Here is a 21,617-nt window from a genome sequence, read left to right as displayed (position 1 = left end):
GAAAAGGACTGTGCCATCCATGCTTTTTTGTAATTACTGTTGTGATTTACGCATAGCTTTCTTTCTATCGTGCTTATCAAGAATAGCCTTGCGGATGCGGATATTATGCGGTGTTACTTCTACCAGTTCATCTTCATTGATCCATTCCAGAGATTTTTCCAATCCCATCTGACGAGGCGGAATAAGGCGCAATGCTTCATCAGAAGCAGAGGAACGGGTATTGGTCAGGTGTTTCTTCTTGCAGGGATTGACATCAATGTCTACATCGCGGTTGCTTTCCCCGATGACCTGCCCCAGATAGATTTCTTCACCGGGATTGATGAACATGACGCCACGATCCTGAAGGTTAAAAATGCCATAGCCAGTCGTCGTGCCCGATTCAAAAGCAACCAGACTTCCCCGTGTACGACCGGGAATATCACCTTTCCAGGGAGCATAGCCATGGAAAACATGATACATGATACCGTTGCCTTTAGTAGCCGTCAGGAATTCACTGCGGAAACCAATCAGTCCGCGGGCAGGAATGATGAATTCAAGGCGGGTATATCCCTTCAAATCCACCATATTGACCATTTCAGCCTTGCGGGTTCCCAGTTTTTCCATTACCGTTCCCATAAATTCCTGTGGTACATCAATGGTCAGGGCTTCCAGAGGTTCACACTTCTTGCCGTTGATTTCTTTTGTAATGACGCTCGGTTTGCCTACTTGAAGTTCATATCCTTCACGGCGCATTTCTTCGATAAGAACGGCAATGTGCAGTTCGCCACGGCCGGAGACTTTGAATGCGTCGGCACTATCCGTTTCTTCCACACGGAGGGACACATTGGTCTGTACTTCCCGGAACAGGCGGTCCCGCAAGTGACGGCTCGTTACAAATTCACCATCCTGGCCGGCAAACGGACTGTCATTGACATAGAATATCATGGACAGTGTCGGTTCATCGATGTTGATTTTCGGCAATGCTTCAGGATTTTCCGGATCAGCAACAGTTTCCCCGATTTTAAGATCAGGAATGCCGATAATGCAGGCAATATCACCCATGGACGCTTCGTCTGTTTCAACCCGCTTCAGGCCTTCATAGGTATATACGCGGCCGATTTTAGCCTTGCGCTGGCTTTCACCGTCTGTGATGACAACCTGCTGATTGGGGTGCATGCGGCCCCGGACAATACGGCCGACGGCAATCTTGCCTACGTAATCATCGTAGTCCAGGGTAGTAACCATGAACTGAAGCGGGCCATCGGCATCGCCCTTCGGGCACGGGCAGTTTTCAATAATACACTTAAAGAGCGGTTCCAGGTTGTCACTGTCATCATCCATAGAATTTTTAGCAATGCCGTCACGGCCATTGGCATAGATAACAGGGAAATCAAGCTGATCATCGTCGGCTTCCAATTCCATGAACAATTCCAGTACTTCGTCTTCTACTTCAGAAACGCGGGCATCGGGTTTATCAATTTTATTAATGACGACAATAGGCTTCAGCTTTTGTTCCAATGCTTTGCGCAGTACATATTTCGTCTGCGGCATCGGGCCTTCAAATGCATCAACCAGAAGCAATACGCCGTCAACCATGTTGAGGACACGTTCTACTTCGCCACCAAAATCAGCATGCCCCGGAGTATCGACTATGTTGATTTTTACGCCATCGTGCATGACAGAAGTATTTTTGGATAAAATCGTGATACCGCGTTCACGTTCGATATCACCAGAGTCCATGACCCGTTCAGCCACTTTTTCATTCGAACGGAAAACATGGCTCTGTTTGAGCATAGCATCGACCAAAGTCGTTTTACCATGGTCAACATGAGCAATAATAGCAATATTACGTATATCCTTACGTTCCATCTGCGTCCTCTCCTATTTGTAGCAATATAAAATAGTTTAATTTTCTGTAACTGTGTTAGTATATCACAAAACAGCCGGATTGACTATATCAATCCGGCTGTTTTTTTTATCTAGTTCTGCTCTTCTCCTAAAATACGTACTTCTGGTTCTAAATGTACGCCATGGGCTGCTTCTACTCTCTTTTGCACTTCATGGATTACGGCCAGCACATCTCTGGCTGTAGCATGGCCGGTATTAACAACAAAACCGGCATGTTTGGTCGATACCTGGGCATCACCACAAGATAATCCTTTGAGGCCAGTCTGATCTATCAGCGTGCCAGCATAATAACCAGGCGGCCGCTTGAATGTACTGCCTGCACTATGCATTTCGAGCGGCTGTTTGCTACGCCGCCGTTCCATGAGATCATCCATCTGTTCCTGGATTTTCGTTTGATCTCCCCGTGAAAGCTGCAGCTCTACTTCTACGACAAATTCCTGCAAGCGCTGAAAAATGCTCTTTCTGTACCCAAATTCGAAATCAGCCGTCTTGTAGGTATGTACACTGCCATTGCGGTTAACCGTACGTACGCGGGAAACAATATGGCTCATTTCACCGCCATAAGCACCGGCATTCATAAATACGGCCCCGCCCAGCGTCCCCGGTATGCCGCAGGCAAATTCCATCCCCGTCAGACTATTCTGCTGGGCAAACTGGCAGACATCCTTCAGCATAAATCCGGAACTGGCCAGAATCTTCGTATCATGGCAGGAAAGATACTTGTTCATTTCATTTAATTGAATGACGACGCCGCGGATGCCACCGTCCAGAACGAGTACATTAGACCCTCCGCCAATGACCGTAACAGGAAGCTCCAGCTGCCTGGCCAGACGGATTGTCTGCGACATTTCTTTCACCGTATGGGGAAGGACCAGTACATCCGCCGGGCCTCCGATAGCAAATGTCGTATGCAGGCCCATCGGCTCGTCTAAAAGCACCTGCTGCTGCGGTATGAGTTGAGTTAATTGCGAAACCATGCTCGCCATTGCATATTTATTTATCAAGAATACTCAGTCCTTCTGCCATTGCCTGTTGAATAGTGCCAAGAATCTGACCGCCAATCTGATTCCATTTCATGTATTTTTCCAGATATTCTACCGCCAGAGGCCGGCTCGCCACGATTTCCTGCAATTTCTGCAATTGTTCTATTTTTTTTCGTACCGGCTTGTCACCAGCCGCCTGGGCGTAAGCCAGTTGGGCCTGCAATGTCAGGAAATCCTGGACATGTTTTCTCGTTTTTCCATCTTCAGCCAGCTTCTTTCCGGCTTCCAGTAATGCCTTATAATCTTCATCTTCCTGGATAGCCTGTGCTAATTCATTTGCTTTATCGTATACACTCATGATTTCACTCCCCGTGCAAGATTATTTTAAATTTTTTATGCCAATGCCACTCTTTGCCATGTCTGGAAATCCCAGCTGCCGCAACGCTTCATAAGAAACAATGGCAACAGAATTAGATAAATTCAGGCTCCGTGCCTTATCGACCATGGGAATGCGGAAACACTGCTGCGGATATTGTTTCAGAAGACTTTCCGGCAGCCCCTTTGTTTCCTTGCCAAATACCAAGAGATCGTCCTGGGTAAACCGGATATCGGCATAACACTGTTCCGATTTTGTCGTCAGAAAATAAAAATGGTGTCCCTTGTATTTTTCCTGGACTTCAGCAAAATTTTCATGTACCTGTACATCGACCAGTGGCCAGTAATCGAGGCCGGCCCGCTTCAGATATTTATCCTCAAGCGAAAATCCCAATGGCTTGACCAGGTGCAGTGTAATATGATTGGCAGCACAAAGGCGGGCAATATTACCCGTATTTCCCGGGATTTCCGGTTCTACCATGACTATATGCATTGTTACATCACTCTCCATGGGATATTGTACAAGATTTCCCAGGGAAGCACAAGAGACTTTCCCTTTTCTGTTATTTTCTATATAATAGAAAATAATGGCACTCTTGCCATATACCATGTACATACAGAAAGGGATGGAGCCTATGAAATGCATGTATTACGGTCATTCGGCCTTTTCACTCTCTTCAGGAAATACGACAATCCTCTTTGATCCTTTTATCGCGGATAATCCCTGGACAACAGTTAAACCTTCGTCTATCACCTGTCAGTATATCTTTATCTCCCATGCCCATGGCGATCACTACGGTGATGCCGAAGAAATAGCCAAAGTAAACGACGCCCTGGTCATCAGTACGGCCGAAGTAGCCGGTAAAGCCCGTATGGCCGGTTGTAATGCCCATGCCATGCACATCGGTGGCAAAGCGGATTTTCCCTTCGGCTCGATACGTCTTACACCAGCCCTGCATGGCGCTGGAATAGCCGGTGGCCTGGCCTGTGGATGCCTGTTGGAATTTGCTGGCAAACGCATCTATTATGCCGGCGACACCGGTCTGTATTCGGACATGAAGCTTCATAGCCGTTTCGGTCCCATTGATGCAGCCTTCCTGCCCATTGGAGATAATTTTACCATGGGAATGGAAGACGCGGCCTTAGCCGCTTCATGGATACAGCCTAAAATGGTGATTCCCATCCATTATGGAACCTGGCCTGTCGTAAACGCCGATCCGGAAGTCTATAAAAAAATGACAGAAGAAACCTATTCGATTCCCGTTCACATTATTCCTCCCGGAACAGAATTTACATTGTAATCAGATAAATCAACGCCCGCCTGCATACCCTGGGATATACAGGCGGGCGTTCATATTTATAATTCTGGTTCACCAAAGTAAAATAATGCTTTATCAATCGTATAGATGTCATATTCACCATGGTCCAGGAAATATCGTACAATGACATCTCTTTTTTTGCTTCCTGACAGCGAATATCCCGCTTTATGCAGCAGTTCTTCCGTTTCCGTTACGGAAAGTCTCAGTCCTACTGCCAGGGCCAGGACCGTTTTTTTCTTGGGCAGATATTCCTCATGACTCCTGATTTTAGAAAATAGTCTCCGGTCCATATTTGCCCGCTTATATACCTCGATATCACTGTACCCCTTCTCATCGATAAGGCGTAATACCATATGAGAAAATGTTTCATCCAGATTTTGAAGTATCTGATTCAGTGAGTGTCTGTCCTTTTTCCCCGGCCGGGCGAAGGTGTCCATTCCATAGTCCTGGGACATACGGACATCCGATTCCCGATGACAAATACATATTTCGTCCGGCTCCTGCTCTTTTTCTTCCCCCAGAAACTGGTTCAGATACTGTTTTAATTCATCAGCCAGATGGTGGTTAAGCTGAATAGCCGGACGTTCGAGAACGACGAGATAAACTTCCATTTCATGATTCTGTAAAAAAGCCCGTATAGATTGACAGGCAGTCTCCGAGGCCTCTTCTAAGGGATAACCAAAAATACCTGCCGAAATAAGGGGAAAGGAAATAGACCGGCAACCCGCTTCCCATGCCGTTTCCAGTGCCGTAGTATAACAAGAAGTTATATAGTCCTTTTCCCAGGCCTTACCTCCCTGCCATACAGGCCCCACTGTATGAATAATATAACGTGCCGGCAGGTTGTAGGCCGACGTTAAAACCGACTGACCCACAGGGCATGGCGCTTTTTTATGACATTCAGCAGAGAGTTTTTCATATCCGGCAGCACGAAAAATAGCGCCACATACACCACTGCCCGCCAACAGTGCCGAGTTGGCCGCATTGACGATGGCATCCGTTTTCATTCTGACAATATCATTGTGAACTATCTGAAATGGCATAGGACATCCTCCTTATAGTCTCAGCAACCTTTTTGCATGGGAGTTCCATGCGGGCATAAAAGACAGCAGGGGATCCTCTCTTATGAACTAACGTTTCTGGTATTCTCTTTCCACTGCTTCTTCTATCCTGGCCGCTTTTTTTTCAATATCTTCTATCGCATCCATCATAAAATGGACATAGTCCTCATCGGTAATAGATTTCAGATTGACGCGTACGCTATAAAAGGCTGACCGCATAGCGGCCCGGGCATTCATAGCGGCAATAGCGCCATCGGTAATGACCCAGGCATTGCCATAGCGCACGACTTGTTCGCTCAGCTGGAGAAGAACAAAAATGTCTTTTCCCAGAGCAAAGGGAATAGCTGCTGCATTCTTAAAAGCCTGCTGGACTATGGCAGTGCGTTCCGGTGTATCTTTGGGAAGGCGCACAGCGCGGATGACCCCTTCAAAAGCATGGGCGTCTTCATCTATGCCATCCTGATACCGGATCCGCAATTCTTCAGCCTGACTGCGTATGTCCCGCATCATCGGCTCTACCTTTTCATACCCTTTTTTACCTATGGTAAGATTCACTACCATTTCAACCAGTGCTGCCGCCGAAGCGGCCGTAAGGGCCGCAATGCCACCGCCGCCCGGTACTGGATCCTTGGAAGCCGTAGCCGCCAGCATTTCATCTATGGGCAGGGCACATAATTTTTTCTTATCCACTATCGTATCCTCACTTATTATGTATGTTAATTCATCATGCTAGTCTGCATACAGTAAAAGACGGCTGTAAAGCCGCCTTTTATATGCTAGCCATAACGAACTAGAACAGACCTGTAATGACGCCGTTTTCATCGATATCCATACGGTTGGCAGCCGGTACTTTCGGTAAGCCTGGCATGACCATGATATTACTCGTCTGGCAGACAATGAACCCGGCACCGGTGCAGACGCGGACGTCTTTGACGGTAATCTTGAAATGTTCCGGCGCTCCCAGTAATGCGGGATTATCCGAAAGGGAATACTGTGTCTTGGCCACGCAGACCGGCATTTTATCAAGGCCAAGTTTTTCCAGTTCGGCAATTTGTTTCGGCGCTTTGCCTTCCAGGATGACGCCGTCGCCGCCGTAGATTTCTTTCGTCAGGATTTCTAATTTATGAAGAATCGTGTCATTGACATCGTACAACGGTTTATACGGTGTTTTGGGCTGCTGCAGGAGCTGCAGGACTTTCCGTCCCAGGTCCATTCCCCCTTTGCCGCCTTCGGCCCAGCAGTTGTTCAGAGCCACATCGACACCATAATCCTGACAAAGGCGGGTAAGCAATGCTATTTCGGCATCCGTGTCTGTCAGGAAGCGGTTTATGCCTACTACGACGGGGATATCATATTTGCGCATATTTTCGATATGTTTCTTCAGATTAGCAAAGCCTTTTTCCAGTGCTTCCAGATTTTCCGGCTGGAGATTTTTCTTATCTACTCCGCCGTGCATCTTAAGCGCCCGAATGGTGGCGACGATGACGACGGCATCTGGTTTGATTCCAGCAAAGCGGCATTTGATATCCATGAACTTTTCCGCACCCAGGTCAGCACCGAATCCGGCTTCCGTCACCGTTATTTCTCCCATTTTGAGAGCCAGCTTGGTAGCTACGACAGAATTACAGCCGTGGGCAATATTGGCAAAAGGTCCGCCGTGTACAAGAGCCGGCGTGTTTTCCGTCGTCTGTACAATGTTCGGTTTGATAGCATCTTTCATGAGAATGGCCATCGCCCCTTCTACCCCGAGTTGACGGGCACGGACCGGATTGCCATCGAGGTCATAAGCGACGATAATATCCCCCATCCGTTTCTTCAAATCCATCAGATCACTAGCCAGGCAGAGAATTGCCATGATTTCCGATGCTACGGTAATCATGAAGTGGTCTTCTCTGGGGAACCCGTTGACCTTGCCGCCGAGTCCTACGACTATATCACGCAGTGCCCGGTCATTCATATCCATAACCCGTTTCCATACAATACGGCGCACATCGATGCGGAGAGCATTTCCCTGATGCACGTGATTGTCGATTGCCGCAGCCAGCAGGTTATTGGCAGCTGTAATCGCATGCATATCACCCGTAAAATGAAGATTGATATCTTCCATAGGAAGAACCTGGGAATAACCGCCGCCAGCCGCTCCTCCTTTTATACCAAAGACAGGACCCAGAGAAGGTTCCCGCAATGCCGTCATCGTCTTATGTCCCAGCTGGTTCAGAGCCTGGGCCAGGCCTATCGTCGTAAGCGTTTTCCCTTCTCCAGCAGGAGTAGGTGTAATAGCCGTTACCAGCACGAGTTTTCCATCTTCATTTTTTGACAGCCGTTTAATGGCATCAAAGGAAATTTTCGCTTTATACTTACCATATAATTCCAGGTCATCTTCTGTAAGACCAACCTTTTCTGCAATTTTTACAATGGGTTCCAGGTGAGTCTGCTGTGCAATTTCAATATCGCTTAATACCTTTGCCATAATAAAGATCAGCTCCTGTTCTCTTTGTGCACTGATAAAAATAGCCGGCCATCCGGACTATTTGCCCAGACGGTCGGCTTCTTCAAATCATGCTCCATGTGGTTAGTCCACTTCCGTCAGTCACATGACTACGCAATTATTATACCGTGCCTGGTATCTCCTTGTCAACGCAAACACATTGTTCCATTTCAATCCGCACGGGGCCGCCTATGCGGATGTGTCTGACAGACTGGTCAGCATATGATGCTTCAATGGTAATACTTCCACCAGGCTGGCGTATCTCACAGGCAATATTATGTCCGCACAGACGGGCCAGTGCCGCCGCCGTGGCCGCCGACCCGGAACCACAACTTTTTTCCCAATATAGCGTATCCGTACCAGTGACATATACAGCCGGTATCATCGTCAGCGTTTTGCGATCTACCAGATCCATGCCGAATGCTTCATAATGACGGGTGCTGGCGTACTGATACACCGCCCGCCATAAAGTATTCTTATCGACTAATTTAATAGAAGGAGTAAAATGAACGAAATGCATAATTCCTGGCAGCTCAACACAGTAAAACCGGTACGTCGAATTACCGTCTGCCAGGCTGATGACATCCATTTTTTTAGGCAGGGGAACTTCAATACTGGCATCATATAGTTCCCCTTCGTCGCGAACTACCACTGCTTTTAATATCTTATTGCATCCGGAACAGGAAACGCGGTACTCACCATAATCCTGGCCGGACCGGGAGAGTAAATAGGCAGCAGCTGATCGCGAAGCGTTGCCACAAAACTCGTCTCCCATCATGTCCAGACGTATATCGGCATCGTTATCGGGCCAGGTCAGAAAACCTACTTGCTCTGCGCCGACATACTCAGGCTGCAGCAGTCTGGCTGCTAACGAAGCGTGTTCCTGTTTAGGAATCGCGTCCAATACGAGAATCGTCGTATTGCCACTAGGATCGGCTTTCACATAATGGATTTTCTCTGTCATGTTTACACCTCAATGATGATCCATTCTCTATGCGATGACTGGATACGGGAATAATTCATATACTGCTTATTATAACACATTGCGACTGCATGAACAGCACTAATGCCAAAGTCAATAAAAACTTCTGTCCCCATCGTCATTTTCTTTTGTTATCCCGAGTTATATACTAAAAAATTTAACAAACAATGGGATGGATTGCCAATTGACGCCAGTCTGATTTTCTATTACCATTAAAATGAAATATCTTAATGCATAAGGGGGTCATCTTATGGAAACATCATCTGCTATTGTAGGGCGCCGCAGTATACGGAAATATACCCATCAGCCGGTATCAGACGCCGACCTGCAGGATATACTGGAAGCCGCCGTCCTCGCTCCTTCAGCCAGCAATTTACAGCCATGGTATTTTGTCGTCATCAGAAGTCCTGAAAAAATGGACGCATTAAAAAAATTAATGGCGGAAGCCACTAAAAATCTCATGCCATACTGGCACCGCCGATTTGCCAAATATCCCCGTGTCGTGACAGAGACGGCTGATTTTGTCCGTTTTCTTGGCGACGCTCCTGTCTGTATCCTGGCCTTTCTCCTGCGGACGGAGTATGAAATGCCCATACCGGCCATTCAGAGTGTTGCCGCTGCCATCGAAAATATGCTGCTCACCGCAACAGACAAAGGTCTGGGCAGCTGCTGGCTTACGGCTCCTCTTGCCGGAGGTGTCGGGCAGGAAGTACACGATATGTTTGCTCCTGATAAAGGCGAGCTCGTAGCGATGATCACCCTTGGACATGCCGCCCAGACACCGGCAATGCCCCGCCGTAAAGAAGGGCGTTATATCATCGTCTGACATGATGGACGCCGGTACGTACGCATCGTATCACACTAAAATAACCATTTCTTATCTGTCTGAATAATCGAAAAAAAGCAAAACGGCCGTCATGCGAAACAGTTTTTATTTCGCATGACAGCCGTTTCTCTTTATTTGCTTACCAGATCTTCTTCTACCTGGATATGCAGTTCATGAAGCTGTTTTTTTGTAACCGGTGACGGAGCTTCGCTCATCGGATCAATCGCGTTCTGTGTCTTCGGGAAAGCGATGACATCACGGATAGATTTCCGTTTGAGCATAAGCATGATCATGCGGTCAAGGCCGAATGCCAGTCCGCCATGGGGTGGAGCTCCGTATTCAAAGGCACGGACGAGGAAGCCGAATTTCTGTTCCACTTCTTCCGGTGTCAGGCCGATAGCCTTGAATACACGCTGCTGGATATCAGGCTGATAAATACGTAGAGAACCGCCCCCCAGTTCAATCCCATTGAGTACCAGATCATATGCTTTGGCATATACGTGGGCCGGATCCGTTTCCAGCTTATCCAGATCTTCATCACGCATAGCCGTGAACGGATGATGCATAGCAACATAGCGGTGTTCTTCTTCGCTGTATTCGAACATGGGGAAATCGACGACCCAGGTAAAGGCAAATTCATTTTCGTCGATAAGGTTCATGCGGCGGGCCATTTCTTTACGTAATTCACCCAGAGCTGCCGCAACGATTTTGGGCTTATCGGCAATCATGAGAATTAAATCGCCTGTTTCTGCACCGCAGGCTTTACCAATTTCGCGAAGCTTATCTTCACCAAAGAATTTTTTAATCTGCGATTTCAGTGTTCCATCTTCCAGGAAGCCAATCCATGCCAGGCCTTTGGCTCCATAATGGCTTACATATTCAACGAGGCCATCCAGTTCACGACGTGGGATATCTGCATCACCTTTAACATTGATGGCTTTGACCTGTCCGCCATTGTCAATGACTGTGCGGAATACTTTAAAGTCCGTGTCCTTTACCAGTTCCGTTACATCGGTGAACTTCATGTCAAAGCGGAGATCCGGTTTATCCGAACCATAATTTTCCATGGCATAATCCCAGGTCATACGGTGGATCGGCAGTTTGACTTCATGGCCCAGCGTTTCCTTAAAAATATAATGAACCATGTTTTCTACCAGCGTAAGGATTTCTTCCTGGCTCATAAAGCTCATTTCCATATCCAGCTGGGTGAATTCAGGCTGGCGGTCTGCACGCAGGTCTTCATCGCGGAAGCAGCGGGCAATCTGATAATACCGGTCCATACCGGAGATCATCAAAAGCTGTTTGAAAATCTGCGGGGACTGGGGCAGGGCATAGAACTTTCCTTCATTGACCCGGCTCGGTACCAGATAGTCACGAGCACCTTCAGGCGTGCTCTTGCACAATTCCGGTGTTTCAATGTCAATGAAGCCGTGTTCATTGAGGAATGTACGCATAGCATGCTTCACCTTATGCCGCATGATAAGGTTATTTTGCATTTCCGGACGACGCAGGTCGAGATAGCGGTATTTCAAACGGATTTTTTCATCGACATCGATATTATCTTCAATATAGAACGGTGGTGTCTTTGACGAATTGAGGATACGCAGTTCTTCACAGCGGATTTCCACGGTCCCGGTCTTCATTTTAGGATTGACCGTATCGGCATCGCGCATGCGAACGATACCACGGACTGCCAGGACATATTCCGTACGGACCTGTTCTGCTTTTTCAAACGAGGTCTTTTCGTAATCCGGTGATGCCACGACCTGGACAATCCCCGTGCGATCGCGTAAATCAATAAAAATCAATCCGCCATGATCACGGCGCCGTTCAACCCAGCCGCACAAAATGACTTCTTTTCCCGTATCGGCTTCAGAAACTTCAGCACAATACTGGGAACGTCGTAAACCTTCCATTGTATCCATTACTAACTCATCCCTTCTTATGTGTTTCCATATATGCAACAATCCCATCTAAGGGAACGCTGATCTGTTCTTTCGTGGCCATATTCCGGATCTGTGCCGTATGGTTGGCCAGTTCGTCTTCGCCAATGATGACGGTATATTCCGCATCCATCTTATTGGCAGATTTCATCTGACCTTTCATGCTGCGGCCCATCAGGTCTATTTCCGCATAGATGCCATTTTCCCGCAACGCCTGCTGGATGCAAAATGCCTTTGCCCTGGCTTCATCCCCCAGAGCAACAATGAAGACCGGCTGCTTTTTTTCTACTGGCGGAAGCAGTCCTTGTTCTTTTAATGTCAGAAGGAGCCGTTCCATGCCAATAGCAAAGCCGATTCCCGGAGTAGATGGCCCGCCTACTTCTTCAATGAGGCCGTCATATCGTCCGCCACCGCAGACCGTACTCTGGGCACCTAATGGAGCATACATGATTTCAAAAGCCGTATTCGTGTAATAGTCAAGTCCCCGGACCAGGCGCGGATCCAGTTCAAAGGGGATACCGATGCTGGTCAGATAGGCCTGGACTTTTTGGAAATGGTCCCTGCAGTCATCGCACAAATTATCCGTAATGAGGGGAACGCCCATCTGCATCATTTTTTCGCCATCTTCTTTGCAGTCAAGGACACGAAGCGGGTTTTTTTCCAGTCGTTCGTTGCAGTCTTCACAGAGCTGATCCCGTTTATCTGCAAAGAAATCGAGCAGTTTCTGACGGTATACAGGCCGGCATTTGGGACAGCCGACAGAATTCAGGTGCAGGACCAGATCGGTAAGGCCCAGTTCACGGAACAACTGGAAAGCCATAGCAATGATTTCTGCATCGACAGCCGGATCTTTGGATCCGATTTCTTCTACCCCGAACTGGGTGAACTGACGGTACCGCCCGGCCTGTGGGCGGTCATGCCGGAACATGGGTCCCATATAATAGAACTTGTGGACTTTCTGTTCGCCATACAGTTTATGTTCCAGGAAAGCTCGTACAACAGAGGCCGTATTTTCCGGACGCAGTGTCATGCTGCGGCCGCCGCGGTCATTAAACGTATACATTTCTTTTGTCACGACATCCGTCGTCTCACCGATGCCGCGCAAAAACAATTCCGTACTTTCAAACATAGGTGTGCGGATTTCGCCGAAGCCATAGAGCGAACAAATCTGGCGGATTTTCGCTTCCAGTATCTGCCAGTCTGCCGTCTGTTCCGGCAGGAAATCCTGCGTACCTCTTGGTGCAGTAATTGCCATTACCTATCGTCTCCTCCATATATCATAGCACATAAATGCCGGCGCTGCCTCATTCTTTTAGACAGTGCCTGCACATACGCCTCTGGATCTTTGGGCATATATATCTTTTTCAGACTGTGCCCGTCATGGGACAGGAATTTCGTCGTACTTCCCGGCCCGGCAGACAGGATAGTCTGTCTTTCTTCCATCATCTGTATATTGTACTGACTGATTGTACCGCTCTGTGCATAGCCCACATTGGCAAAACTGCCTGCCATGTATTTCTGGCGGTACATATAGTACGGTATATATCCATGCTGCTGTAGTATTTCCTCACAGTAATGAATCATCCGGGACACTTCTGCAGCCGGTGGAATATGCTGACGCAGGGGATGATGAAATAAAGGTGCCCTCTTTTTTAATGCCAACGTATGAATTGTAACATTTTCCGGGTGCAGTTGGCAAACAATTTCCATATTTTCCTGCATATCCGCCAATGTCTGCTCTGGAAGCCCTGCTATGAAATCCATATTGATGACAGAAAAGCCCATACTGCGGCAGCGGGAAAACATGGCAAATACATCTTCAACCCGGTGCCGCCGCCCCAGAAGATCCAGGAGATGCTGCTGCATCGTCTGTGGATTGACACTGATACGGTTGACACCATACCGGCGCAACAGTGCCAGTACGTCTTTGCCCGTCGTATCAGGCCGTCCCGCTTCAACGGTCCATTCCTCAATATTCCCGAAATTCCCGGCTACAGCCCGGAGGACCGCCTCCTGTCCGTCAAGAGGCAGACAGGTCGGTGTCCCCCCGCCAATATATACAGAACGGATATGTATATCATATTGCCGGCATAAGGCAGCAATATCATGGATATCCTGTACTACTGCCCGGATAAACCGTTCCATAACCGGCTGCGCTTCCGCCCCGGCCAGGCGGGATGGAAAGGAACAATACAGACAATGGCTGGGGCAGTACGGTATGCCTATGTAAAGGGCAGCGTCGTGAACCGGCCGTTCTATATACGGGCGCTGCAGCCGGGTCATAGTTACGAGATACTGCGCCGTATCCGGCTGTACATGATACTGCGATACCAATATGTCTGTAATCCGTTTTTCATCGTCTTCCTGATCCCGCAGATGATGTACCAGCTTAGTAGGCCGGACGCCGGTCAATGTTCCCCAGCGGCTGTGGGCTGTACCATAACAACGCTGATGCCAGTGCAGGATCAGGTTCTTTATGACCCGCCCTGGCTCATCCTTTTCCAGGAAAGCTGCTTGTGAATGCCAGCGCATTCCCTCACGGTAAAACCATCCTTCCAGGACATACTGGCCTTCTACTTCCTTCAATACGATTTCACTGCCAACCGGCAATGGTTCATGCCCCCCGGCATAGCCGAGATAGGCCATAATCTGACCGACAATGGCATGAAATTCTGCTGGCCCGTCATAGTGATATGCCTGTAAATCCGGAATCATTGTACCGTCGTTTCTGCCGCTTCTTCAGCTTCTTTTGCAGCTTCAGCGGCACGCTTTTTCTGGCAGTCTTCGCAATACCCATATACTTTGAGCTGATGGTCTACCGTCTGGAAATGAAATTGTTTCTGCAATATTGTTTCCAGTGTTTCCAGCAGATCATCTTTGCATTCCCACACTTTGCCGCAGCCCAGGCAGATTAAATGATGATGATAATGACCTTCTTCATCATGGTCGTTTAATTCATAACGGCTGCAGCCATCATCAAAATCAAGTTTTTTCAAAAGGTCCATTTCTGTAAACAGGTCCAGCGTGCGATAGACTGTAGCCAGTCCGATTTCCGGAGCCTGTTTTTTTACGATTTCAAAAACGTCATCGGCACTGAGGTGACGGGAATCACTTTCCACAAAAGCCCGCAGCACGACTTGCCTCTGTGACGTCATTTTGTATTTCTTGTTCTTAATCTGTTCTTTCATCCGTTTCATCATGAGGTCCATCAATTGTTCTTTAGTTCTTTCCATAGGTATTCATCGCCTTTGTCTTATAAGTATTGTAAAACCATAAATGTCTGCACAAAATCTGAAGCACTGCTGTAACAGGGACAGTCAGCACCATGCCGGCAATACCGAACAGCGTACCGCCTATGAGCAGTGCAATAATAATCACCACGGGATGGAGGCTGATGACAGCTCCCATAACCTGGGGCATGATAATGTGACTGTCGATCTGCTGGATCACGATATAAAAAATCAACACCTTGACCGCCAGAGACAGGCTGACCGTTGCCCCTAGAAGGATAGCCGGAATGGCACCTACGATAGGTCCTACGATGGGAATCCATTCTGTTACGGCCGCTAAAAGACCGATAACCATGGGATAAGGGACTCCCATGATCCACATACCGCAAAAAGTAAGCGTCGCTATAATACAGCTCATCGTCAGCTGGCCACGGATGTACGAACTCAGCACGTGCTGTATTTCATTAAAAAGCACGTCGAGCTGCAGGCGGTATTCTATCGGATACAGGCAGATAAATGAACGTACCATCCGGCCACCGTCTTTCATGAAGTAAAAAGTAATGATTGGCACTACAAAAAATTGCACGACCGTACCCGCAATGGCAAAGAGAGATTTGACAAAATTGCTGATTCCATCCACGCCGTAATTGCCTACTTTGGCAAAAGCATCATTGATGACGCTTTTCACCTGATCGGGAATATAAAACTGAGTCTGTTCATTTTCAATCTGCGTGATGATGGTCACGCTCTTATCCCATAAAGTGTTGAAGTTGACAGCCAGCAGATTTACCTGTTCTACCAGAGGCCGGAGAATGATGTTGGTCAGCACGGACAACACAAAAATCAGGATAGCAAAGGATATGAGGATAGATATATCGATGGGTATATTGCGCCGCGTCAGCCGCATCAGCCCTTTCTGGACCATATCGCGGACAGGAATCAGGATAAATGTAATAATCAGGGACACAATCACCGGCCAGTACACGTTGTGCACAGAAAAGAACAGGATAGCAGCCAGTATGGCCAGTACGACCCGCAGCCAGAATTGTGACTCTTTATACATAGACATGATTACCAGCCCCCATCGAGGTAGGGATTATTCTGACGTTCCCGGCCTATCTGGGTAGCCGGTCCGTGACCAGGCAGCACGACTGTATCATCAGGAAGTGTCATGAGCTTTGTCTTCAGACTCGTAAGCAATTCTGCCATAGATCCGCCATACAAATCGGTCCGTCCCACAGAATACAAAAATAAGGTATCCCCGGAAAAGACGACTCCTTCGCCATACAGACTCAGTCCACCCGGCGTATGCCCCGGTGTTTCCAGTACATGGAAAGTCAGGCCGCCCAGATGAATCTCATCCCCGTCATGAACGATGCAGTCCGGCGATGTACATTCAATAGGCCGTCCCATAAACATAGACAAATTATTTTTTGAATTGGAAATGAGATTGGCGTCCCCGGCACCAACATACACCGGAACATTTTCACGCTGGCGTAATTCCTGCAATGCTCCGATATGATCGGCATGACCATGGGTCAGAAAAATCAGCTTCAGCGTAAGATCATACTTTTCCAACGTCTTATGGATCCGTTGATAATCCCAAGCCGGGTCCACGACCATGGCATCCCTGGTCGTATCATCGTATACGATATAGCAGTTAGTTTCTATGGGTCCTAACACAAGGGATATATATTTCATTGCCATACGCATAGCCTCCTAAAATATCTTTTTACTATCTACTAAAATCGTGACCGGTCCATCGTTTGCCAGTGTAACGACCATTTCCGTGCGGAACACACCTGTTTCCGTGTGAATTCCCATCTGCCGCACCAGGGCGACAAATGTTTCATAGAGAACATTTGCCTGCTCCGGGGCTGCCGCTTCCGTAAATCCTGGACGGCGGCCATGACGGACATCACCGTATAATGTAAACTGGGATACGACGAGCATTTCACCGCTTATATCCAGCAGCGAGCGATTCATCTTTCCCCCTTCATCTTCAAAAATCCGGAGATGACAAATCTTATCCGCCATGTATCGGGCATCTTCTTCTGTGTCGTCACGGCTCACTCCCAAAAGGACCATGAGTCCCGGACCGGTACGGCCGCTTTCTGTCCCTTCCGATGTGACATAGGCATAGTTTGTACGTTGTACGACAGCTCTCACTGACTGCTTCCTCCCGTAAACCGCTGTACGGAATATACATCCTTCAAACGGCGTATTTTTGTTGAAATAAATTCCAGCTGGGCCAGGTCTTTGATACTCAGCCCCATATGCAGTGTAACAGTTTTTGTATCGGTCACGCGGGCATTCATACTCGTAATAGAAACCTTCATTTCCGCCAGGGCCGCCATAATTTCAGCTATGACACCCGTACGGTCATAGGCAGTGACTTCTACATTGACATCAAATTTTTCCTGTCCGTCATAATCCCATTCTACATCGATAAGGCGGTCCAGATCATTCTGGTTATGCGTGACATTCGGACAGTCTGCCCGGTGTACGGATACACCGCGTCCCCGCGTAATAAATCCGATGATCGGGTCCCCCGGTACAGGACTGCAGCATTTAGCCAGGCGCACCATAAGCCCCGATTCGCCCTTGACCAGGATACCCGATCCGCCACTCTTGGACGGTTTATGCGTTTTCAGCTTATCGAGGACAGCCAGATGATCTTTTTCTTCTTTCTGCACATCTTTCTTATGCAGTTCCAAGAGTTTGATAAGGACCGTATTGACGGCAAATCCCCCATACCCGACAGCCGCCAGCAGGTCATCTTCTGACCCGGCATTCATCTGTTTTGCGACGCGGGCCAGCCGGCTGGTCTTATTCAGCTCTTTCCAGTCATGGCCCAGGCGTTTGCATTCCCGTTCCAACGCATCGGAACCTTTCAGGATATTTTCCTCCCTGTTTTCCTTTTTAAACCAGCTGCGTATTTTCGAACGGCTTTCCGAACTGCCTACAATTTTCAGCCAGTCCAGACTGGGCTTACCCGTTTTGGAAGTGATGATTTCAACGATATCACCATTTTTGAGCTCATAATCAAGTGGCACGATTTTGCCGTTAATCTTAGCTCCCACGCAATGATGGCCTACTTCCGTATGAATCCGGTAAGCAAAATCAATGGGAATGGATCCCTGTGGCAGATCAATGACATCCCCCCGCGGAGAGAAGACAAAGACTTCATCAGAAAACGCATCGAGTTTCAGGGCATTGACAAACTCTTTGGGATTACTCGTATCCTGCCATTCCAGGAGGTTGCGCAGCCAGCCCATTTTTTCATCGAATTCATTTTTCCCGGCGTTGGCATTGCCTTCCTTGTACCGCCAGTGCGCAGCAACACCGTATTCGGCTACACGGTGCATTTCCCACGTGCGTATCTGTATTTCTACAGGCTGTCCGCGGGTCCCGATAACCGTCGTATGCAATGACTGATAGTTGTTGGGTTTTGGCATGGCAATATAATCTTTGAAACGGTAAGGCAGGGGTTTCCACAGACTATGTACAATACCAAGGACACCGTAACAGTCCTGAACAGTATCGACTATGACCCGGATAGCGTATAGATCATAGACCTGGCTGAGATCCCGGTTGTCCTTTTTCATCTTCTTATAAATACTGTAGAAATGCTTTGGCCGGCCATTGATTTCAAATTTTATATGAGATTCTTCCAGTGCCTTGCGCAGCACCTCAATGGCCTCGTTGACGATTTCTTCCCGCACGTGGCGTTTTTGCTTCATCTGATCCACGAGGTCATAGTATTTATCCGGTTCGAGATAACGGAAAGACAAATCTTCCAGTTCCCACTTAATGTTGAAAATCCCCAGCCGGTGAGCCAGAGGGGCAAATATTTCTAATGTTTCCTGGGCAATACGCTTCTGTTTGTCGCTTCTCATATAGCGCAACGTTCTCATATTGTGAAGCCGGTCTGCCAGTTTTATGACCACGACGCGGACGTCCTTGGCCATAGCCAGAAACATTTTTCGCATGCTGTTTAGCTGTTGGTCTTCTTTTGTCCGATAATCCAGCCGGCTCAGTTTCGTTACGCCATCAACCAGAAAGGCTACTTCCCGCCCGAACTGGGATTTGATATCATCCAGCGTCAACGCCGTATCTTCCACTACATCGTGAAGGAGTGAAGCCGTGATGGTCGTCGTATCGATTTTCATTTCTGCCAGTATCTGCGCCACTGCCAGCGGGTGAATGATATACGGTTCTCCACTGACCCGGTGCTGGTCTTTATGAGCCTCATCCGCTATAGCATAAGCTTTTTTTACATCTTCACAGGTATTATTTGGCTGATAACTGTGAATCGTATCCAATAGCCGTTGAAATTCTTTTTCCGGTTTTGCAAATTCCATTTATCTTCCCCCTTCCGACCGAAAATATTTCCCATAAGTAGCAGATGCTTCCAGATGCATCTTTCCCGTAAGAGCCGGGAAATAATATATGGGCCCGTCCGGCAATTCTCTAACATCGAGAACGCCGATTTCCCGTAATACTGACATAGCCGCACAGGCCGTATGTGCCTCGTACCTGGAATGAACCGCATCGATAAGCCGTTGCTGCACCTGCCATACAGGAAGTCCCCCTTCAGGGATACAGTGCTTAAGAGCCATATATATATCTACCATGACATTCCGGTCAAGCTGGATTGTCTGCGGCTGGCGATGAATATCCTGTAGCACCATTTGTGGAGACACTATTCCATTATACTCGTTAGGTTCCAGTGTAAACGCCAGATCGACTGTATCGCCCTCCAGTACATTCGCACAACAGGAAGCCATGGACCATCCTACAGCTCCCAGCCTTTGTCTCTCCGTTTCAATAGAAAGGCGCAAATGATGTTTATTCCTGCCTATGGGCCGGCACTCAGAAATAACCGCATCGCGTAATGCAAACACGGGCCGGCTGTTTCCCATGCCATATGGTTCCAAAGCACTCAGTTCCTGAATGAGTTGCAGACTGATATCATCTGCCTGCAGCTCTTTATCAATAACTACTTCCGGTATGTATGATTCTTCTGTCATGTGATCCGCTGCATAGGCCAACAAACGCTGGCGAAATGATTCTATCTTATCCGGCACAATGGAAAAGCCCGCTGCCATCGTATGCCCGCCATACTGAATCAGCAGGTCATCGGCAGACTTAAGCGCCTCATACATGTTAAAACCAGGAATGCTGCGGCAGGATCCCTTGCCAATGCCATCGTGAATACTGATGACCAGAGCCGGCCGGTAAAATTTCTCTACCAGCCTCGAAGCAGCGATGCCAATGACTCCGGAATGCCAATCATTGCCATAAGCGACCAGCACTCCATCCTGGCTTTGTCCCTTTTCTTCTATCTGGTTCACGGCCTGTTCAGCAATAGTATGTTCGATATCTTGTCGTTCCTTGTTCAATTCGGACAACTCATCGGCCAGGGAAGTGGCTTTTCCCGCATCACTTTCCAGCAATACTTCTACGCCTCTTGTCGCGTGGCTGATGCGTCCTGCCGCATTGAGACGCGGAGCTGCCGTAAAGGCGATGCGCCCTGCCGTGATAGTATCCGGCGTCAGACCGGAGCTGGTCAAAAGGGCCTGTACTCCCGTATTCAGACCTTTTTTCATCCGTTTCAGCCCTTCTTTGACCAGTATACGGTTTTCGCCACGTAAAGGCACTAAATCAGCAATCGTCCCAAGCGCACAGAGCTCGACATAACCAGGAAGTGTTTTCCCGTTTCGTTTCTGCCAGAGTGCCTGACATAGTTTAAAAGCAACGCCGGCACCAGCCAGGTCCTTGAAAGGATACGGACATCCTTCCTGCTTAGGATTGATGACAGCATAGGCATCGGGAATGAGTTGTGGCGGCATATGGTGATCAGTCACAATAATATCCATAGACTGGTTAAATTGTTCAATCAAATCGTGCGATGAGATACCGCAGTCCACCGTAATCAGGACATGTGTCCCATCGTCCTGCAATACCTGCAGGGCATCGGCATTCAGACCATATCCCTCACTCTGTCGCTCGGGGATATAAAAGGAAGGGCAGCCTCCCAGGTCACGCAGGACAGAATATACTAAGGCTGTCGAAGTAATGCCATCGACATCATAGTCACCATAAATGACAATCTTTTCCTGTTCTTCAATGGCACGGCAGATACGTTCCACCGCTTTTTTCATGCCTTTCATCAGAAATGGATCATCCAAATCATCCATATCATCATAAAGATACCGCCGTATCTCTTCGTTCGTCCTTATGCCGCGATTATATAAAATCTGCGCCAAAACGGAAGAAATCCCGGCCCTGTCAGCCAGGTCCAAAATGCTGGCATCATCGGTCTCTTGTATATGCCATCGCTTTTCCATACTATCACAACGCATTCTCAAAAAATAATCACTTTCAAAACCATATACCTATTCTATCACAATCCATTCTCAAAATAAAGGTTGTATTTAATAAAATTATGTAAATATTCTCATCTGGCCATATTTTGAAAATGATAATAATAAAACAAGCCCCGCCGTAGCGGGGCTTG

The 21,617-nt window shown here is 47.9% G+C and carries 19 protein-coding genes and 1 riboswitch; of the genes, 2 read left to right on the top strand and 17 right to left on the bottom strand.

Annotation, left to right across the window (positions count from 1 at the left end; genetic code table 11):
• Nucleotides 1-33 precede the first annotated feature (33 nt).
• From typA to trmL, 4 genes are all read right to left on the bottom strand, one after another.
• Nucleotides 34-1,848 carry a translational GTPase TypA gene (typA, locus tag ACGTIC_RS05410; RefSeq protein WP_059076894.1) on the bottom strand — a complete coding sequence of 605 codons (1,815 nt, stop codon included), beginning with the start codon at nt 1,846-1,848 and terminating at the stop codon, nt 34-36.
• Nucleotides 1,849-1,958: 110 nt separating this feature from the next.
• Entirely contained in the window at nt 1,959-2,873 is a 915-nt protein-coding gene (gene murB / locus ACGTIC_RS05405) for a UDP-N-acetylmuramate dehydrogenase (RefSeq protein ID WP_059076978.1), read from the bottom strand.
• 7 nt (nt 2,874-2,880) lie between these two features.
• On the bottom strand, nt 2,881-3,228 hold the full coding sequence (locus tag ACGTIC_RS05400) for a YlbF family regulator (RefSeq protein WP_075582090.1): 348 nt from the start codon (nt 3,226-3,228) through the stop codon (nt 2,881-2,883).
• Nucleotides 3,229-3,249: 21 nt separating this feature from the next.
• On the bottom strand, nt 3,250-3,738 hold the full coding sequence (gene trmL, locus ACGTIC_RS05395; RefSeq protein ID WP_059076892.1) for a tRNA (uridine(34)/cytosine(34)/5-carboxymethylaminomethyluridine(34)-2'-O)-methyltransferase TrmL: 489 nt from the start codon (nt 3,736-3,738) through the stop codon (nt 3,250-3,252).
• A gap of 142 nt (nt 3,739-3,880) precedes the next feature.
• Here trmL and ACGTIC_RS05390 point away from each other — a divergent pair, with 142 nt between their 5' ends.
• Nucleotides 3,881-4,546 carry a metal-dependent hydrolase gene (locus tag ACGTIC_RS05390; protein WP_059076891.1) on the top strand — a complete coding sequence of 222 codons (666 nt, stop codon included), beginning with the start codon at nt 3,881-3,883 and terminating at the stop codon, nt 4,544-4,546.
• 56 nt (nt 4,547-4,602) lie between these two features.
• Here ACGTIC_RS05390 and ACGTIC_RS05385 read toward each other — a convergent pair whose 3' ends face one another.
• From ACGTIC_RS05385 to ACGTIC_RS05370, 4 genes are all read right to left on the bottom strand, one after another.
• Nucleotides 4,603-5,607: a macro domain-containing protein gene (locus tag ACGTIC_RS05385; protein WP_113855016.1), complete on the bottom strand. Its 1,005-nt coding sequence runs from the start codon at nt 5,605-5,607 to the stop codon at nt 4,603-4,605.
• A gap of 87 nt (nt 5,608-5,694) precedes the next feature.
• Nucleotides 5,695-6,276, bottom strand: coding sequence for a cyclodeaminase/cyclohydrolase family protein (locus ACGTIC_RS05380; RefSeq protein WP_113856475.1), 582 nt, complete (start codon nt 6,274-6,276; stop codon nt 5,695-5,697).
• A gap of 139 nt (nt 6,277-6,415) precedes the next feature.
• The gene (locus ACGTIC_RS05375; RefSeq protein WP_113855017.1) at nt 6,416-8,095 is read right to left on the bottom strand and encodes a formate--tetrahydrofolate ligase; all 1,680 of its coding nucleotides are present in this window, start codon (nt 8,093-8,095) and stop codon (nt 6,416-6,418) included.
• Between the two features lie 56 nt (nt 8,096-8,151).
• A riboswitch (ZMP/ZTP riboswitch) is annotated at nt 8,152-8,229 on the bottom strand.
• Between the two features lie 5 nt (nt 8,230-8,234).
• A complete protein-coding gene (locus ACGTIC_RS05370) occupies nt 8,235-9,077 on the bottom strand; it encodes a hypothetical protein (RefSeq protein ID WP_059076887.1) in 843 nt (280 codons plus the stop codon).
• A 268-nt stretch (nt 9,078-9,345) separates the two neighbouring features.
• Between ACGTIC_RS05370 and ACGTIC_RS05365 the strand changes: the two genes are divergently transcribed.
• The gene (locus tag ACGTIC_RS05365; protein ID WP_075582088.1) at nt 9,346-9,921 is read left to right on the top strand and encodes a nitroreductase family protein; all 576 of its coding nucleotides are present in this window, start codon (nt 9,346-9,348) and stop codon (nt 9,919-9,921) included.
• A 131-nt stretch (nt 9,922-10,052) separates the two neighbouring features.
• Here the strand turns inward: ACGTIC_RS05365 and aspS are convergent, their stop codons facing one another.
• The 9 genes from aspS to recJ are packed head-to-tail and all read right to left on the bottom strand — an operon-like array spanning nt 10,053 to nt 21,447.
• The gene (gene aspS / locus ACGTIC_RS05360) at nt 10,053-11,846 is read right to left on the bottom strand and encodes an aspartate--tRNA ligase (RefSeq protein WP_075582087.1); all 1,794 of its coding nucleotides are present in this window, start codon (nt 11,844-11,846) and stop codon (nt 10,053-10,055) included.
• 7 nt (nt 11,847-11,853) lie between these two features.
• A complete protein-coding gene (gene hisS, locus ACGTIC_RS05355; protein ID WP_113855018.1) occupies nt 11,854-13,119 on the bottom strand; it encodes a histidine--tRNA ligase in 1,266 nt (421 codons plus the stop codon).
• Nucleotides 13,119-14,579 carry a coproporphyrinogen dehydrogenase HemZ gene (hemZ, locus tag ACGTIC_RS05350; RefSeq protein WP_257536588.1) on the bottom strand — a complete coding sequence of 487 codons (1,461 nt, stop codon included), beginning with the start codon at nt 14,577-14,579 and terminating at the stop codon, nt 13,119-13,121. Before hemZ ends, hisS begins: the two co-directional genes overlap by 1 nt.
• Nucleotides 14,576-15,097: a Fur family transcriptional regulator gene (locus ACGTIC_RS05345; RefSeq protein ID WP_059076883.1), complete on the bottom strand. Its 522-nt coding sequence runs from the start codon at nt 15,095-15,097 to the stop codon at nt 14,576-14,578. The genes hemZ and ACGTIC_RS05345 overlap by 4 nt, the downstream gene beginning before the upstream one ends.
• Nucleotides 15,084-16,163, bottom strand: coding sequence for an AI-2E family transporter (locus ACGTIC_RS05340; protein WP_113855019.1), 1,080 nt, complete (start codon nt 16,161-16,163; stop codon nt 15,084-15,086). The genes ACGTIC_RS05345 and ACGTIC_RS05340 overlap by 14 nt, the downstream gene beginning before the upstream one ends.
• 2 nt (nt 16,164-16,165) lie before the next feature.
• Nucleotides 16,166-16,801 (bottom strand): MBL fold metallo-hydrolase, encoded by a 636-nt coding sequence (locus tag ACGTIC_RS05335; protein WP_059076881.1) that lies wholly within the window; start codon nt 16,799-16,801, stop codon nt 16,166-16,168.
• Between the two features lie 12 nt (nt 16,802-16,813).
• Entirely contained in the window at nt 16,814-17,263 is a 450-nt protein-coding gene (dtd, locus tag ACGTIC_RS05330) for a D-aminoacyl-tRNA deacylase (protein ID WP_113855020.1), read from the bottom strand.
• The gene (locus tag ACGTIC_RS05325) at nt 17,260-19,458 is read right to left on the bottom strand and encodes a bifunctional (p)ppGpp synthetase/guanosine-3',5'-bis(diphosphate) 3'-pyrophosphohydrolase (protein ID WP_059076879.1); all 2,199 of its coding nucleotides are present in this window, start codon (nt 19,456-19,458) and stop codon (nt 17,260-17,262) included. Before ACGTIC_RS05325 ends, dtd begins: the two co-directional genes overlap by 4 nt.
• Complete coding sequence (recJ, locus tag ACGTIC_RS05320; RefSeq protein WP_113855021.1) at nt 19,459-21,447, bottom strand: single-stranded-DNA-specific exonuclease RecJ; 1,989 nt, start codon at nt 21,445-21,447, stop codon at nt 19,459-19,461. It abuts the gene before it with no gap.
• Between the last annotated feature and the right edge of the window lie 170 nt (nt 21,448-21,617).

Source organism: Megasphaera hexanoica (assembly GCF_043520715.1).
In the GTDB taxonomy this organism is placed as follows: Bacteria; Bacillota; Negativicutes; order Veillonellales; family Megasphaeraceae; genus Megasphaera; species Megasphaera hexanoica.
The sequence above is the reverse complement of the archived record's forward strand: the minus strand, read 5'-3'. Positions and strand labels throughout refer to the sequence as shown.